The following is a 13,856-nucleotide window of genomic DNA, read 5'->3' as shown; positions in this document are numbered from 1 at the left end:
GCCCTCTGCACCATGGAATACCAAGCCGCTCCCGCCCGCCTGTCCACGCTTGACGCCAACTTCGAACACGATTTTGCGCAGCGCCTGCATTGGTCGGCAGACACGGACGCGGCCATCGAGCAGCGCGTGGCCGACATCCTGGCCGATGTGCAAAAGCGTGGCGATGCGGCCGTGCTGGAGTACACGGCGCGCTTCGACGGATTGCAGGTGGACGGCATGGCAGCGCTGGAGCTGACGCAGGCCGAGCTCAAGGCCGCCTTCGACAGCCTGGGCGACGAGCAGCGCGATGCGCTGACGGCCGCTGCCCAGCGCGTGCGCACCTACCACGAGGCACAAAAGCGCGCCAGCGGCGAGAGCTGGAGCTACCGTGACGCCGATGGCACCCTGCTGGGCCAGAAGGTCACGCCGCTGGACCGCGTGGGCATCTATGTGCCCGGCGGCAAGGCGGCTTATCCGTCCAGCGTGCTGATGAATGCCATTCCCGCCCACGTGGCTGGCGTGCAGGAAATCATCATGGTCGTGCCCACGCCACGCGGCGAGAAGAATGCCCTGGTGCTGGCCGCCGCCTATGTGGCTGGCGTCACGCGCGGCTTCACCATCGGCGGTGCCCAGGCCGTGGCGGCCCTGGCCTACGGCACGGCCACCATCCCGAAGGTGGACAAGATCACCGGCCCCGGCAATGCCTATGTGGCCAGCGCCAAGAAGCGTGTGTTCGGCACCGTGGGCATCGACATGATTGCCGGCCCCAGTGAAATCCTGGTGCTGGCCGACGGCAGCACACCGCCCGACTGGGTGGCCATGGACCTGTTCAGCCAGGCCGAGCATGACGAGCTGGCGCAGAGCATCCTGCTGTGCCCGGATGCCGACTACATCGCCGCCGTCCAGCGCGAGATCGACCGCCTGCTGCCCGAGATGCCGCGGCGCGCCATCATCGCCAAGAGCCTGAGCGACCGGGGTGCCCTCATCCTCACGCGCGACATGCAGGAGGCCTGCGCCATCAGCAACCGCATCGCGCCCGAGCACCTGGAAGTCTCCAGCAACGATCCCCACCAGTGGGAGCCGCTGCTGCGCCATGCAGGCGCCATCTTCCTGGGGGCCTACACCAGCGAAAGCCTGGGCGACTACTGTGCCGGCCCCAACCATGTGCTGCCCACCAGCGGCACGGCGCGCTTTTCCTCGCCGCTGGGGGTCTATGACTTCCAGAAACGATCCAGCCTCATCGAGGTCAGCGAGCAGGGCGCCCAGACCCTGGGCCGCATCGCCTCGGTGCTGGCGCATGGCGAAGGCCTGCAAGGCCATGCGCGCGCTGCCGAAATGCGCCTGAAGTAGACACTCGCTTCCTATTGGACGAAGGCGCCGTCACCGAAAGGGGCGGCGCTTTTTGCTGCCTGAACGCTAGAACAAGTATGTCAAGAATCGACACGAAATCAGTGGAGCACGAATTTCGTGTAGACTTGCACCCTGTGAAGAACCTCACCATCACCGTCGAAGACAGCGTGCTCGAATGGGCGCGCATCGAGGCCGCGCGCCGCGGCACCAGCGTCTCGCGCATGGTGGGCGACTTCATGGCCGAGATGCAGCGCCGCGAGGACGCCTACGAGCGCGCCTACTTGGCCTGGCGCACCGACGAGCGCGGCTGGGACGGCGGCCAGCCGTCATCCACGCAGCCCGCCCAGCGCAGTGCCGCGCTGCGCCGCGAGGGCCAGGCATGAACACCGTCTTCGTCGATACCTCCGTGCTGGTCGCTGCCGAAGACACGGGGCAGGGCGCCTTGCATGCCGCCGTGCTGCAGTGGCTGGACCTGCTGTGGCGCACGCGCAGCGGGCGCACCGGCAGTCAGTCGCTGTGCGAGTTCTATGAACAGGTCACCACGGCCGCCCAGCCTTTGCCGCAGGGCGATGCGCGCGCCGCCATCCGCCGCTACCAGACCTGGACGCCCTGGAAGACCGATGCCGCCACGCTGGAGACCGCCTGGGCCGTGCAATCGCGCCACCAGCTGGCCTTTGGCGACTGCCTGGCCGTGGCCTGCGCCCAGCACAGCGGCTGCGAGCAGATGCTGACCCTGCACCTGCCGCACGGCGCCCAGTTTGGCGGCGTCGCCATGGTGCACCCGCTGCACCAGGTGCCGCCGCAGCAGCAGGCCTGAGCGGCTTCGCTGATGGATTTCTTCCCCCACTGACTCGTGAAAGTGTGCATGCCATGACAGCTTCCATTCCGCAGGTTCAGGCCCTGGCCCTGGAGCGCATCCGCGCCGATGTCCGCTCCATGCATGCCTACCATGTGCAGCCCTCGCAAGGCCTGCTCAAGATGGACACGATGGAGAACCCCTTCCGACTGCCACCCGAGCTGCAGGCCGCGCTGGGCGAGCGCCTGGGCCGGCTGGAGATCAACCGCTACCCTGGCGAGCGCCAGGAAGTGCTCAAGGACATGCTGGCCCGCTACGCGCAGGCGCCGGCCGGCAGCGCCGTGCTGCTGGGCAATGGCTCGGACGAGATCATCACGCTGCTGGCCCTGGCCTGTGCCCAGCCCCACGCCGAGGGCCGCGCCACCATGCTGGCGCCCATGCCGGGCTTCGTCATGTATCCCATGAGCGCCAGGCTGCAGGGCCTGGACTTTGTGGGGGTCGACCTGACGGCCGACTTCGAGCTGGACGTGCCCGCCATGCGCGCCGCCATTGCCGAGCACCGCCCCGCCATCACCTATATCGCCTATCCCAACAATCCCACGGCCACGCTCTGGGCCGAGGCCGATGTGCAGGCCGTGATCGACGCGGTCGGCGCCATCGGCGGCCTGGTCGTCATGGACGAGGCCTACCAGCCCTTCGCCCGCCGCAGCTGGGCAGAGAACATGCGCGCCGACCCGGCCCGCAACGCCCATGTGCTGCTGATGCGCACGCTCAGCAAGTTCGGCCTGGCCGGCGCGCGCCTGGGCTATCTGATCGGCCCGGCCGCCATCGTCGGCGAGATCGACAAGGTGCGCCCGCCCTACAACATCAGCGTGCTCAACTGCGAGACGGCCATCTTCGCGCTGGAGCACGAGGCGCTGTATGCGCAGCAGGCCGTGGCCATCCGCGCCGAGCGCCAGCCGCTGATCGACGCGCTGACCGCGCTGCCGGGTGTGGAAAAGACTTGGCCATCCGAGGCCAACATGGTCTTGCTGCGCGTGCGCGATGCCGCGCGTGCCCAGGCCGAGATGAAGGCCCGGGGCGTGCTGGTGAAGAACGTCAGTGCCATGCACCCGCTGCTGGCCAATTGCCTGCGCCTGACCGTGGGCACCCACGAAGAAAACGCCCAGATGCTGGCGGCCCTGAAGGAATCCCTATGAGCAATGCAGTCCCCGCACGCACCGCCGAAGTGCAGCGCAACACCGCCGAGACCCGGATCAAGGTCGCCATCAACCTGGACGGCACGGGCAAGGCCAGCCTGCACTCGGGCATCGGCTTTCTGGACCACATGCTCGACCAGATCGCGCGCCATGGCCTGATCGACCTGGACATCGAGTGCGAGGGCGACCTGCACATCGACGGCCACCACACGGTGGAGGACATCGGCATCACCCTGGGCCAAGCCTTTGCCAAGGCCGTGGGCGACAAGAAGGGCATCCGCCGCTACGGCCACGCCTATGTGCCGCTGGACGAGGCCCTGAGCCGCGTGGTCATCGATTTCTCGGGCCGTCCCGGGCTGCACATGGACGTGAAATTCACGGCCGGCAGCATCGGCCAGCTCGACACCCAGCTGGTCTACGAATTCTTCCAGGGCTTCGTCAACCATGCGGGCGTGACCCTGCACATCGACAACCTCAAGGGCTTCAATGCCCACCACCAGTGCGAGACCATCTTCAAGGCCTTCGCACGCGCCCTGCGCTTTGCGCTGGAGCATGACGAGCGCATGGCCGGCGTCATCCCCTCGACCAAGGGCGCTCTGTAAAGAGAAGCGATTGGCATCGGCCAGAACTTGATCTGACCGGGCAATCCCGCCGAAAATCCGACAGAACACGCGCCACACGCTATGAGTTTGACTGACAACACCGTCGCCGTCGTCGATTACGGCATGGGCAATCTGCGCTCGGTTTCACAGGCCGTGCGCACGGCCGCCGCCGATTCCGGCTGGCAGGTCGTGGTGACCTCCGATCCCGAGGTGGTCCTGGCCGCCGACCGCGTCGTGCTGCCGGGCCAGGGCGCCATGCCCGACTGCATGCGCGAGCTGCGCGAATCCGGCCTGCAGGAAGCCGTGCTGCATGCCGCTGCCAACAAGCCCCTGTTCGGCGTCTGCGTGGGCATGCAGATGCTGCTGGACCACAGCGACGAGGGTGACGTGCCCGGCCTGGGCCTCATCCCCGGCAACGTGCGCAAGTTCGATCTGGCGGGCCGCACCCAGGCCGATGGCAGCCGCTTCAAGGTTCCGCAGATGGGCTGGAACCGCGTGCACCAGACGCACAACGCCGGCCATGCCCACCCGCTGTGGCGTGGAATTCCCGAAGACAGTTTCTACTACTTCGTGCACAGTTTCTATGCCGTGGTGCAGCAGCCGCAGCATTGCGCTGCGCAGGCCGACTACGGCGGGCGCTTTGCCTGCGCCATCGCGCGCGATAATATTTTCGCCACGCAGTTTCACCCCGAAAAAAGCGCTGACCAGGGCCTGGCCCTGTTCCGCAACTTTCTGGGCTGGAAGCCCTGAATCCCCTTTTCTTCCCCGCACCGGCCGCTGAATCCCAGGCCTTCATTGCTCGCAAACCATCATGCTGCTCATTCCTGCCATCGACCTCAAGGACGGCCACTGCGTACGCCTCATCCAGGGTGATATGGACCAGTCGACCACGTTCGGCGAAGACCCGGCCATCATCGCCCGCCGCTGGCTCGACGCCGGCGCGCGCCGCCTGCACCTGGTGGACCTCAATGGCGCGTTTGCGGGCCAGCCCAAGAACCTTGCGGCCATCAAGGCCATCCTCAAAGAGGTGGACGGCCGGATTCCGGTGCAGCTCGGCGGAGGCATCCGCGATCTGGACACCATCGAGAAATACATAGATGCCGGCATCAGCTACGTGATCATCGGCACCGCTGCCGTGAAGAACCCCGGCTTTCTGCAGGACGCCTGCAGCGCCTTCGGCGGCCATGTGATCGTCGGGCTCGACGCCAAGGACGGCAAGGTCGCCATCGACGGCTGGAGCAAGCTCACGGGCCAGGACGTGCATTCGGTGGCCAAGCGCTTCGAGGACTGGGGCGTGGAGTCCATCATCTACACCGACATCGGCCGCGACGGCATGCTCACGGGCATCAACATCGATGCCACCGTCAATCTTGCCCAATCGCTGAAGATCCCCGTCATCGCCTCGGGTGGCCTGGCGGGCATGGCCGACATCGAGGCGCTGTGCAAGGTCGAGGACGAAGGCATCGAGGGCGTGATCTGCGGTCGCGCCATCTACTCGGGCGATCTCGACTTCGCCGCAGCGCAGGCTCGCGCCGACGAACTCACGGCCTGAGCGGCCTGCGCCTTCTCGATATTCGCGGGCGCCTGTCCCTGACAGGCGCCCGCGCTGCATTCAGCGCCGGGGTTTCAAGCGGCCTCTACGAGCAGGCGGGAAGGGCTTGCCCGGCATTGGTGGCGCGCACGGTCTGCACAAAGGCATCCCAGTAATTCGGCAGCCCGGCCCAGGGGTTGCCCACGCCGGTGCTGGGCTCGAACTCCAGCTGGGTCACATAGATCCATCCCGCCTGGTAGCGTGCCGAGGCGGCCGACTGCACGGCCGTCTGCATGGCCGCGCAGCCCGACACGTTGTGCACCAGCGAGGCCTGGTGGCTATTGGCCAGCCCGTACAGCCAATCGAAACTGGTCGTGCGCGGATCGTAGGTGGCGTACGTGGAGCCCTTGCCCTCGAACGTGGTCAGCACATCGGCCACATCGGCATAACCGGCCACGGGCACGAGGCCCGGATTGCCGATCACGATCAGGTCGGGATTCTTGGCCTTGATGTACTGGTAGATGCTGCGGTAGAAGTCCAGCCGGTTGGCGGTGGCCGCCATCTCGTCAATGAAGAAGCCCTTGACCAGGCCTGCGCCGTAGTGCGTGAAATAGTTGTCGATATTGGCCTGGATGCTGGCCAGCGATCGCGTGCCCGTGCCATAGCTGGAGCTCACATAGCCCACCAACTGCCCGCCGGCGTTGGCAAAAGCGGTTGCGGCGCGCGTGATGTTCGCATCCGGGCCACTGAAAATGCCGTTGGCCGGGTTCAGGATGGCCGTCATCTGCACGTTCGGATTCGCCTGTGCGCTGGCCGTCAGCGCATTCCAGGCCGTGGCCCCCGCGCCCGTGGGATAGAAATACGCAGGCACCAGCACCCGCAGCGGCGCAGGAGCCGGGCGCAGATAGAAGGTCTGCGAAGCGCTGCCCGTGCGGCTTCCCACGGTGGCGCTGGCCTGCACCTGCTGGCGGCCCGGCGTGGCGCCGGTCAGGGAGGCAGTTGCCACGCCGGAGCTGGTCAGCGCCGAGGTGCTGACGCCTGTGGCTGCGCTGAAGCTCACCACGGTTCCATCGGCGGCATTCACGCCATCTGCGAGAACACCTGCGCGCAGGGTCAGTGCCGAGCCTGCAGTCACCACATCCCTGGCGGCCGGGGCCGTCCATTGCACGGTGACCGAGGTCACTCCGGGCTGGCCGGTGCCGCCGCCATCGCCCCCGGTGCCGCCGCCAGCGCTGCTGTCACCACCACCGCCTCCGCCGCAGGAAGCCAAGGAGGCGGCCAGGGCGAGCATGCCGAGTCGCAGGACAAGAGGAGAGGGAGCGTGGGAGCGTTGCATGACAGAGGAAGGCTGGGCGGGGGAAAGGCTATATTCAAGCATGAAAGTTACATCTTCCTTTCCCGCAGTAACAGCTTTACCTGCGGCCGCGCAAGCTCCCGGCGCCTGCGCTGATGCATGGCAGGGCCTGCCCGCCATCCGCCTGCGCCTGGCCTGCGGCGATGCTGCCCTGGTGGCCTTGCAGGGGGCGCAACTGCTGTCCTGGCAGGCAGGTGGCGAGGAGCAACTGTTCCTGAGCCCTCATGCGGCCCATGACGGCCACACACCCATACGCGGCGGCATTCCGGTCTGCTTTCCCCAGTTCAACCAACGCGGCCCGCTGGTCAAGCACGGCTTTGCGCGCACCCTGCCGTGGCAGGCTGATGCAGCACAGGCCGAGGTTCTTGCCGGCGATGGCTTGTTCCTGCGGCTCAGGCTCGCCGACACGCCGCAGACGCGCGCCGTCTGGCCGCCTTCCTTCGAGACCTGGCTGGAGGTGACGCTGTTGCCCGGCCGGCTTGACGTGGAGCTGGTAGTGCACAACCGGGGCGACACGCCTTTGGCTTTCACTGCCGCCTTGCACAGCTACCTGCGCGTGGCGGACGTGGAGCAATGCCGGCTGCAAGGCCTTGACGGCCTGCCTTACTGGGATGCCGTGGCCGACACCCATCCCACGCAGCACGGTGACGTGCGCTTTGGCGAAGAGCTCGATCGCGTCTACCCCCGGCCCGGGAACGCCATGGAGCTGGCCGCACCTGGCGGCGGCTTGCGGATCTCGCAGGATGCCGCCTGGACCGAGACCGTGGTCTGGAACCCCGGCCCCGCGCTGTGTGAACGTCTGCCCGACATGCCGCCGCAGGGGTGGCGGCAGATGCTGTGCGTGGAGGCCGCCGCCATCGATGCGCCCGTGCATGTGGCGCCCGGCGCGCAATGGCGCGCGGCCCAGCGCCTGCACAAGCTGTAGCTCAGCACCGGCCCTGCAATGGAAAAAGCGCCTGTGAACAGGCGCTTTTTTCGTTGGGGCGGGGGGCCGGGTCAGCGGCGCTGCATGCGCTGTGCCGACTGCGAAGGGCGCAGGCCCGGGGTGATCTGCAGCTCCACGGGGCCTTCGCCCCGGCGCACATCGAATTTCGCGGCCTCGCCGGGCTTGAGCGCGGCCACGGCGGTCAGCAGCTCGGACACATTGCGGATGGGCTTGTCGCCCACCTGCACGATCACATCGCCCGGGCGCATGCCGGCCTGGGCAGCGGGGCCTGCCTGCAGCACGCCGGTGATGATCACGCCGGAGTCGGCCTTCACGCCAAAGGTCTCTGCCAGCTCCGGCGACAGCTCATTGGGCTCCACGCCGATCCAGCCGCGCACCACGCGGCCGTCCTTGACGATGCCGTCCAGCACCAGCTTGGCCGTGGACACGGGAATCGCAAAGCCGATGCCCATGCTGCCGCCCGAGCGCGAATAGATGGCGGTATTGATGCCCAGCAGATTGCCGCTGGCATCCACCAGCGCGCCGCCCGAATTGCCGGGGTTGATGGCCGCATCGGTCTGGATGAAGTTCTCGAAGGTATTGATGCCCAGCTGGCTGCGGCCCAGGGCACTGACGATGCCGCTGGTCACCGTCTGGCCCACGCCGAAGGGGTTGCCGATGGCCAGCACGCGGTCGCCCACGTCGATCTGGTCGGAATTGCCCAGAACGATGACGGGCAGCTTGTCCAGGGCGATCTTGAGCACGGCCAGGTCGGTCTCGGGATCGGTACCGATCACCTGGGCCTTGGCCTGGCGGCTGTCGGTCAGCGTGACCTCGATGTCATCGGCGCCCTCGACCACGTGGTTGTTGGTCAGGATGTAGCCGTCCGGGCTGATGATCACGCCGCTGCCCAGGCCTGCCTGCTCCTGCGTGCCCTGGTCGCCGAAGAAGAACTGGAACCACGGATCGTTGCTGCGCGGATGCCGTACCGCCTTGCTGGTGTTGATGCTCACCACGGCCGGCGCTGCCTTCTTGGCCGCAGGTGCAAAGCTGCCCGGGCTGACTTCTCCGACGGGCGTGGCCGGCGCCTCCAGCAACGCAATGCCCGCGTTGCTGCGCACGGCGCCGCGGCGCAGCCAGTCCGGCTGCAGGGTGGCAACGACGAAGTAGGCAGCCACCAGGATGGTGACCGCCTGCGAAAACAGCAGCCAGGTGCGTTTCATGAAGTGTGGTGTTCTGTGCGGGAGGACAAGGCCCCATTGTGAGGCATGTCGTGAGCGGGGCGGTGGGCCGGCGGGCGAGCACCAAAGCCGCGCTCCCCACACAGCTACAGTACAAACCCTAGAATCCCCGGACGACTGCGCCACGCCGCGTTCGCTGTTGCGCTGGCCCACAAGCCGGCCCCAAGAGAGAGCCAAGTCCTCCGATCCCGAAGTCTTGCAGAACGATCTGCCGCCGCACGCCCATCCGTTGCCGTGGCATCCACCGCGCCGTCCTGCTGTTCGATCCCTGGAAAAAAACCATGACTACGCTTGACCAAGCGCAGCCGGGCATGGCCCCTGCTGTTGCGACCGCACGTCCTCTCAACCGACAGGACTACAAGACCCTGGGCCTGTCGGCCCTGGGTGGCACCCTGGAGTTCTACGACTTCGTCGTTTTCGTTTTCTTCGCCAATGTCATCGGCAAGCTGTTCTTCCCGGCCGAGATGCCGGACTGGCTGCGCCAGCTGCAGACGCTGGGCATTTTTGCGGCGGGCTACCTGGCCCGGCCCATCGGCGGCATTCTGATTGCGCACTTTGGCGACATCCTGGGCCGCAAGAAGATGTTCACGCTGTCCATCTTCCTGATGGCCGTGCCCACGCTGGTGATCGGCCTGCTTCCCACCTATGCCTCCATCGGCATTGCCGCGCCGATTTTGCTGCTGGCCATGCGCGTGCTGCAGGGCGCGGCCATTGGCGGCGAGATGCCGGGCGCCTGGGTCTTCGTGGCCGAGCATGCGCCGGCGCGCCACTACGGCTTTGCCATCGGCTCGCTGACTTCGGGCATCACGGGCGGCATTTTCCTGGGCTCCATCATTGGTGTCTGGCTCAACAGCACCTACAGCGCCGAGGAGATCCATGACTGGGCCTGGCGCATGCCCTTCATCCTGGGCGGCGTGTTCGGCCTGGTGTCGGTCTACCTGCGCAAGTTCCTGCACGAGACACCCATCTTCCAGGAGCTGATGGCGCGCAAGCAGGCCGACCGCGAGCTGCCGCTCAAGACCATCGTGCGCGACCATCGTCAGGCCTGTGTGCTGGTGGCGCTGATGACCTGGGTGCTGTCCACGGCCATCGTGGTGGTGGTGCTGTTCACGCCGGCCTATCTGCAGAAGGTCTTCCACATCGACGCGGCCCTGGCCATGAAGGCCAATGCCGTGGCCACGGTGACGCTGACGCTGGGCTGCGTGTTCTGGGGCTGGCTGTCCGACCGGATGGGCACGCGTGTGGCCATGGTCACGGGCTGGCTGGGCATGACGGTGACGGCCTATGCGTTCTATCTGAACCTGCCGGGCACGGCGTCCTCGCTGGTGTGGAGCTATGCGCTGGTGGGCTTTTTCGTGGGCAGCATTGCGCTGCTGCCGGTGGTGGGCGTGCGCGCTTTCCCGGCCGAGGTGCGTTTCACGGGCCTGTCCTTTGCATACAACATGGCCTATGCGGTGTTCGGCGGCATGACGCCCATGCTGGTGTCCGTGTGGCAGCAGGTTGATGTGATGGCGCCTGCGCACTATGTGGCGGCCATGGGCATCCTGGGCGCGGCCATCGGCTTCTGGCCCCTGGCCTGCCGTGGTTGGCAACCCAGGCGCGGCTGAGCTTGGCAGTGGAATGAGGGCAGCATGGCTGCCCTTTTTCCTGGGCGCCGCATGGATCGCTGACAATCCTTTCATGAGCACCACGCGACAAGAACTCCTGGCCCACTTCGACGGTTTGCTGCAGCCCGAGCGCTTCAAGGACTATGGTCCCAACGGCCTGCAGGTGGAGGGGCGCGGCGAGATCCGCCGCATCGTCAGCGGGGTGACGGCCAGCCGCGCGCTGATCGAGGCGGCCATCGAGGCGCAGGCCGATGCCATCTTCGTGCACCACGGCCTGTTCTGGCGCGGCATGGATGGCCGCATCACGGGCTGGCTCAAGGAACGCATCCGCCTGCTGCTGGCCCACGACATCAATCTCTTTGCCTACCATCTGCCGCTGGATGCCCATCCGCAATGGGGCAACAACGCGCAGTTGGGCGTGCAGCTAGGGCTTGAGGGCCAGGCAACGTTTGGCGAGCAGAACCTGGGCTGGATGGCGGCAGCGGATTTTGCCGATGCGGCTGCGTTGGGCAGGCATGTGGAGCAGGCGCTGGGGCGCACGCCTGTCTGCGTGGGGGGAGAGCGCCTGCGCCCCAATCACCCCATTCGCCGCATTGCCTGGTGCACGGGCGGCGCGCAAGGTTTCTTCGAGGCCGCGATTGCCGCTGGGGCCGATGCCTTCATCACGGGCGAGATTTCCGAGCCGCAGGCGCACCTGGCGCGCGAGACGGGCGTGGCCTTCCTGGCGGCAGGCCACCATGCCACGGAGCGCTACGGCGCGCCGGCCCTGGCGGGCCAGGTGGCATTGGAGCTGGGGCTGGAGCACCGTTTCATCGAGATCGACAATCCGGCCTGATGCTGGCCTGTTAGTGGCCCACTATTGGCCCGCCCAGGGGGCGAGGCCTTTTGCTGCAAGCGCGGCGCGAATGCCCGGCTTGCCTGATCCGGATACTGAAAATGCCTGATTCCACACAGTCCACGGCCTTGATGGCCATCACCCAGGGCGACTCTGCCGGGGTGGGGCCCGAGACCATTGCCAAGGCGTTCATGGACGCGCCCGAGCAGATGCGCGGCTGCTTCGTCGTCGGCGAGTTGCAGACGCTGCGCCGGGCAGCCGCCGTGGCGGCGCGTGCGCGCGATGGCGACAACGCCATTCCCATGCCCGTGGCCGTCATCGAGTCGGCTGGGCAACTGTGGCAGGTGCCGCCCCATTGCATCCCTTTGCTGGAGCTGCCCGGGCTGCCCGGTCCTGCGCCCTGGGGGCAGGTGAGCGCCAGCGCGGGTGACGCGGCCGCGCGCTGCGTGGTCTGGGCCGCGCGGGCTGCCTTGCGCGGCGAAATCGCGGCTCTGGTGACGGCGCCCCTGCACAAAGAGGCGCTGCATGCTGCGGGCGTGGACTTTCCTGGTCATACCGAGCTGCTGCAGTTCGAGGCTGCGCAGCATGCGGGTGTGGGCCTTGACCGCATGCCGGTGCGCATGATGCTGGCCAACGATGAGCTGCGCACGGTGCTGGTCAGCATCCATACCTCGCTGCGCAAGGCGATCGATGCGGTAACGAAGGACAACCTGCTGCAGACCTTGCGCATCACGCATGAGGCCCTGTCTCGCAGCCTGGGCCGCCCGCCGCGGATCGGTGTGGCAGGGCTGAACCCGCATGCGGGCGAGGGCGGCCTGTTCGGCAGCGAGGAGGTGGAGATCATTGCCCCGGCCATCGCCCAGGCGCGCGCCGAGGGCCTGGACGCCCACGGACCTTTTGCGCCCGATACGGTGTTCATGCGCGCCCGCAATGCTCCTGGCCATCCCGGCGAGTTCGACGCGGTGCTGGCCATGTACCACGACCAGGGACTGATTCCCGTGAAGTACCTGGGCGTGGAAAAGGGCGTGAATGTCACATTGGGGCTGCCGCTGGTGCGCACCAGCCCGGACCACGGCACGGCTTTCGATATTGCGGGGCAGGGTGTTGCAGAGGCCGGAAGCCTGATTGAGGCCGTGCGAATGGCGCGCAAATTGGCGGCTTGAATGGCTAGCCCAAGCATCGGGAATTCGCAGTAATGGAAAACGCCCGTGGCAACCATGCCACGGGCGTTTTGATTTGCGTCAAAACACGGATTTCAGCGCTTGAGGCTGTCGCGAATCTCGCGCAGCAGCACGATGTCTTCGGGGGTGACGGGCGCGGGAGCGGGGGCTGCCGGCGCCTCGCGGCGCAGGCGGTTGATCTGCTTGACCATCATGAAAATGATGAAGGCCAGGATGATGAAGTTCACTGCCACCGTGATGAAGTTTCCATAGGCAAATACGGGGACGCCGGCCTTCTTGAGCGCATCGAGCGTCATCGCCGTTCCGGGGGGTACGCTGCCCAGCACGACGAACAGATTGGAGAAGTCCAGCTTGCCGAAAACCAGGCCCACGACCGGCATGATCAGGTCGTTTACCACGGAATCGACGATTTTGCCAAACGCTCCACCAATGATGACGCCAACGGCGAGATCTACCACGTTTCCCTTAACTGCGAACTCACGAAATTCCTGCATCATGCCCATGGCTGGCTCCATCTGGAAAGAGTTTGAGATAGCGCAGTATTGCGCGGCTTTGGAGCCTGTCAACGGCACAAGCAGCATGGAATAACCATACTCGCCCCGCTACAATTTATTGTTGACCCCAACTCAAGCGACGTAGTTCGAGGAACCCCATGAGTGACACTCCAATCGACTCCAGCAAGCGGACGTGGATCATCACGTCGGCGTGCGCTGGTGCGGTGGGCGGCGTGGCGACAGCCGTCCCGTTCGTGAGCACCTTCCAGCCATCCGAGAAGGCCAAAGCCGCCGGGGCTGCAGTGGAGGTCGATATCTCCGCCCTCAAGGACGGCGAGAAGCTCACGGTCGAGTGGCGCGGCAAGCCCGTCTGGATCATCAAGCGCACGCCTGACCAGATCAAGGAGCTGCCCGAACTGGACAGCCAGTTGGCCGATCCCCAATCCAAGCGCCACCCTGAAGAGTTCACGCCGCCCTATGCGATGAACGAGGCCCGCTCGATCAAGCCCGAAGTGCTGGTCGTCGTCGGCATCTGCACGCATCTGGGCTGCTCGCCTTCCGACAAGTTCCAGCCGGGCGCCCAGCCCTCGCTGCCCAGCGACTGGAAGGGCGGCTTCCTGTGCCCCTGCCATGGCTCGACCTTCGACATGGCTGGCCGTGTCTTCAAGAACAAGCCGGCTCCCGATAACCTGCAGGTGCCGCCGCACATGTACCTGTCGGAGACCAAGCTCCTCATTGGTGAAGACAAGGCTTGAGGGAGAC

At 66.4% G+C, this 13,856-nt stretch carries 15 protein-coding genes; 12 read left to right on the top strand and 3 right to left on the bottom strand.

Annotated features, from left to right (window positions below; all coding sequences use genetic code 11):
* The first annotated feature begins 12 nt into the window (after positions 1-12).
* From hisD to hisA, 7 genes are all read left to right on the top strand, one after another.
* On the top strand, positions 13-1,329 hold the full coding sequence (gene hisD / locus ACF8ML_RS03365) for a histidinol dehydrogenase (RefSeq protein WP_034364866.1): 1,317 nt from the start codon (positions 13-15) through the stop codon (positions 1,327-1,329).
* Positions 1,330-1,406: 77 nt separating this feature from the next.
* Complete coding sequence (locus ACF8ML_RS03360) at positions 1,407-1,712, top strand: hypothetical protein (RefSeq protein ID WP_174538854.1); 306 nt, start codon at positions 1,407-1,409, stop codon at positions 1,710-1,712.
* Complete coding sequence (locus ACF8ML_RS03355) at positions 1,709-2,146, top strand: PIN domain-containing protein (RefSeq protein WP_017405473.1); 438 nt, start codon at positions 1,709-1,711, stop codon at positions 2,144-2,146. The genes ACF8ML_RS03360 and ACF8ML_RS03355 overlap by 4 nt, the downstream gene beginning before the upstream one ends.
* 53 nt (positions 2,147-2,199) lie before the next feature.
* Positions 2,200-3,324, top strand: coding sequence for a histidinol-phosphate transaminase (gene hisC, locus ACF8ML_RS03350; protein ID WP_016445587.1), 1,125 nt, complete (start codon positions 2,200-2,202; stop codon positions 3,322-3,324).
* Positions 3,321-3,926, top strand: coding sequence for an imidazoleglycerol-phosphate dehydratase HisB (gene hisB / locus ACF8ML_RS03345; protein WP_016445588.1), 606 nt, complete (start codon positions 3,321-3,323; stop codon positions 3,924-3,926). The genes hisC and hisB overlap by 4 nt, the downstream gene beginning before the upstream one ends.
* Positions 3,927-4,007: 81 nt before the next feature.
* Positions 4,008-4,676: an imidazole glycerol phosphate synthase subunit HisH gene (hisH, locus tag ACF8ML_RS03340; protein ID WP_017405475.1), complete on the top strand. Its 669-nt coding sequence runs from the start codon at positions 4,008-4,010 to the stop codon at positions 4,674-4,676.
* A 61-nt stretch (positions 4,677-4,737) separates the two neighbouring features.
* Positions 4,738-5,478: a 1-(5-phosphoribosyl)-5-[(5-phosphoribosylamino)methylideneamino]imidazole-4-carboxamide isomerase gene (hisA, locus tag ACF8ML_RS03335; protein WP_016445590.1), complete on the top strand. Its 741-nt coding sequence runs from the start codon at positions 4,738-4,740 to the stop codon at positions 5,476-5,478.
* A gap of 85 nt (positions 5,479-5,563) precedes the next feature.
* On the opposite strand, the gene ACF8ML_RS03330 is transcribed toward hisA, so the two are convergent.
* On the bottom strand, positions 5,564-6,748 hold the full coding sequence (locus ACF8ML_RS03330; protein ID WP_047326526.1) for a spherulation-specific family 4 protein: 1,185 nt from the start codon (positions 6,746-6,748) through the stop codon (positions 5,564-5,566).
* A gap of 85 nt (positions 6,749-6,833) precedes the next feature.
* Here ACF8ML_RS03330 and ACF8ML_RS03325 point away from each other — a divergent pair, with 85 nt between their 5' ends.
* Positions 6,834-7,736, top strand: coding sequence for a D-hexose-6-phosphate mutarotase (locus ACF8ML_RS03325; protein WP_235434586.1), 903 nt, complete (start codon positions 6,834-6,836; stop codon positions 7,734-7,736).
* A 71-nt stretch (positions 7,737-7,807) separates the two neighbouring features.
* Here ACF8ML_RS03325 and ACF8ML_RS03320 read toward each other — a convergent pair whose 3' ends face one another.
* A complete protein-coding gene (locus ACF8ML_RS03320) occupies positions 7,808-8,959 on the bottom strand; it encodes a S1C family serine protease (protein WP_034364763.1) in 1,152 nt (383 codons plus the stop codon).
* A gap of 299 nt (positions 8,960-9,258) precedes the next feature.
* On the opposite strand from ACF8ML_RS03320, the gene ACF8ML_RS03315 reads away from it, so the two are divergent.
* From ACF8ML_RS03315 to pdxA, 3 genes are all read left to right on the top strand, one after another.
* On the top strand, positions 9,259-10,584 hold the full coding sequence (locus tag ACF8ML_RS03315; RefSeq protein ID WP_016445594.1) for an MFS transporter: 1,326 nt from the start codon (positions 9,259-9,261) through the stop codon (positions 10,582-10,584).
* A gap of 73 nt (positions 10,585-10,657) precedes the next feature.
* A complete protein-coding gene (locus ACF8ML_RS03310; RefSeq protein WP_016445595.1) occupies positions 10,658-11,419 on the top strand; it encodes a Nif3-like dinuclear metal center hexameric protein in 762 nt (253 codons plus the stop codon).
* Positions 11,420-11,520: 101 nt separating this feature from the next.
* On the top strand, positions 11,521-12,582 hold the full coding sequence (gene pdxA / locus ACF8ML_RS03305; protein WP_047326529.1) for a 4-hydroxythreonine-4-phosphate dehydrogenase PdxA: 1,062 nt from the start codon (positions 11,521-11,523) through the stop codon (positions 12,580-12,582).
* A 92-nt stretch (positions 12,583-12,674) separates the two neighbouring features.
* On the opposite strand, the gene mscL is transcribed toward pdxA, so the two are convergent.
* Positions 12,675-13,103, bottom strand: a complete 429-nt coding sequence (gene mscL / locus ACF8ML_RS03300) for a large conductance mechanosensitive channel protein MscL (protein ID WP_012207302.1) — start codon at positions 13,101-13,103, stop codon at positions 12,675-12,677.
* A 149-nt stretch (positions 13,104-13,252) separates the two neighbouring features.
* Here mscL and petA point away from each other — a divergent pair, with 149 nt between their 5' ends.
* On the top strand, positions 13,253-13,849 hold the full coding sequence (gene petA / locus ACF8ML_RS03295; protein WP_016445597.1) for a ubiquinol-cytochrome c reductase iron-sulfur subunit: 597 nt from the start codon (positions 13,253-13,255) through the stop codon (positions 13,847-13,849).
* Positions 13,850-13,856 lie beyond the last annotated feature (7 nt).

It is taken from the genome of Delftia sp. WSY_10 (assembly GCF_043104705.1).
Lineage (GTDB): Bacteria > Pseudomonadota > Gammaproteobacteria > Burkholderiales > Burkholderiaceae_C > Comamonas > Comamonas tsuruhatensis.
Note: the sequence above shows the minus strand (reverse complement) of the source record. Positions and strands in the feature narration are given on the sequence as shown.

Bases quoted from the DNA above. Each gene is read 5' to 3' on its own strand.
- hisD (WP_034364866.1), top strand. From the start codon at position 13: ATGGAATACCAAGCCGCTCCCGCCCGCCTGTCCACGCTTGACGCCAAC.
- ACF8ML_RS03360 (WP_174538854.1), top strand. From the start codon at position 1,407: ATGTCAAGAATCGACACGAAATCAGTGGAGCACGAATTTCGTGTAGAC.
- ACF8ML_RS03355 (WP_017405473.1), top strand. From the start codon at position 1,709: ATGAACACCGTCTTCGTCGATACCTCCGTGCTGGTCGCTGCCGAAGAC.
- hisC (WP_016445587.1), top strand. From the start codon at position 2,200: ATGACAGCTTCCATTCCGCAGGTTCAGGCCCTGGCCCTGGAGCGCATC.
- hisB (WP_016445588.1), top strand. From the start codon at position 3,321: ATGAGCAATGCAGTCCCCGCACGCACCGCCGAAGTGCAGCGCAACACC.
- hisH (WP_017405475.1), top strand. From the start codon at position 4,008: ATGAGTTTGACTGACAACACCGTCGCCGTCGTCGATTACGGCATGGGC.
- hisA (WP_016445590.1), top strand. From the start codon at position 4,738: ATGCTGCTCATTCCTGCCATCGACCTCAAGGACGGCCACTGCGTACGC.
- ACF8ML_RS03330 (WP_047326526.1), bottom strand. From the start codon at position 6,748: ATGCTCGCCCTGGCCGCCTCCTTGGCTTCCTGCGGCGGAGGCGGTGGT.
- ACF8ML_RS03325 (WP_235434586.1), top strand. From the start codon at position 6,834: ATGAAAGTTACATCTTCCTTTCCCGCAGTAACAGCTTTACCTGCGGCC.
- ACF8ML_RS03320 (WP_034364763.1), bottom strand. From the start codon at position 8,959: ATGAAACGCACCTGGCTGCTGTTTTCGCAGGCGGTCACCATCCTGGTG.
- ACF8ML_RS03315 (WP_016445594.1), top strand. From the start codon at position 9,259: ATGACTACGCTTGACCAAGCGCAGCCGGGCATGGCCCCTGCTGTTGCG.
- ACF8ML_RS03310 (WP_016445595.1), top strand. From the start codon at position 10,658: ATGAGCACCACGCGACAAGAACTCCTGGCCCACTTCGACGGTTTGCTG.
- pdxA (WP_047326529.1), top strand. From the start codon at position 11,521: ATGCCTGATTCCACACAGTCCACGGCCTTGATGGCCATCACCCAGGGC.
- mscL (WP_012207302.1), bottom strand. From the start codon at position 13,103: ATGGGCATGATGCAGGAATTTCGTGAGTTCGCAGTTAAGGGAAACGTG.
- petA (WP_016445597.1), top strand. From the start codon at position 13,253: ATGAGTGACACTCCAATCGACTCCAGCAAGCGGACGTGGATCATCACG.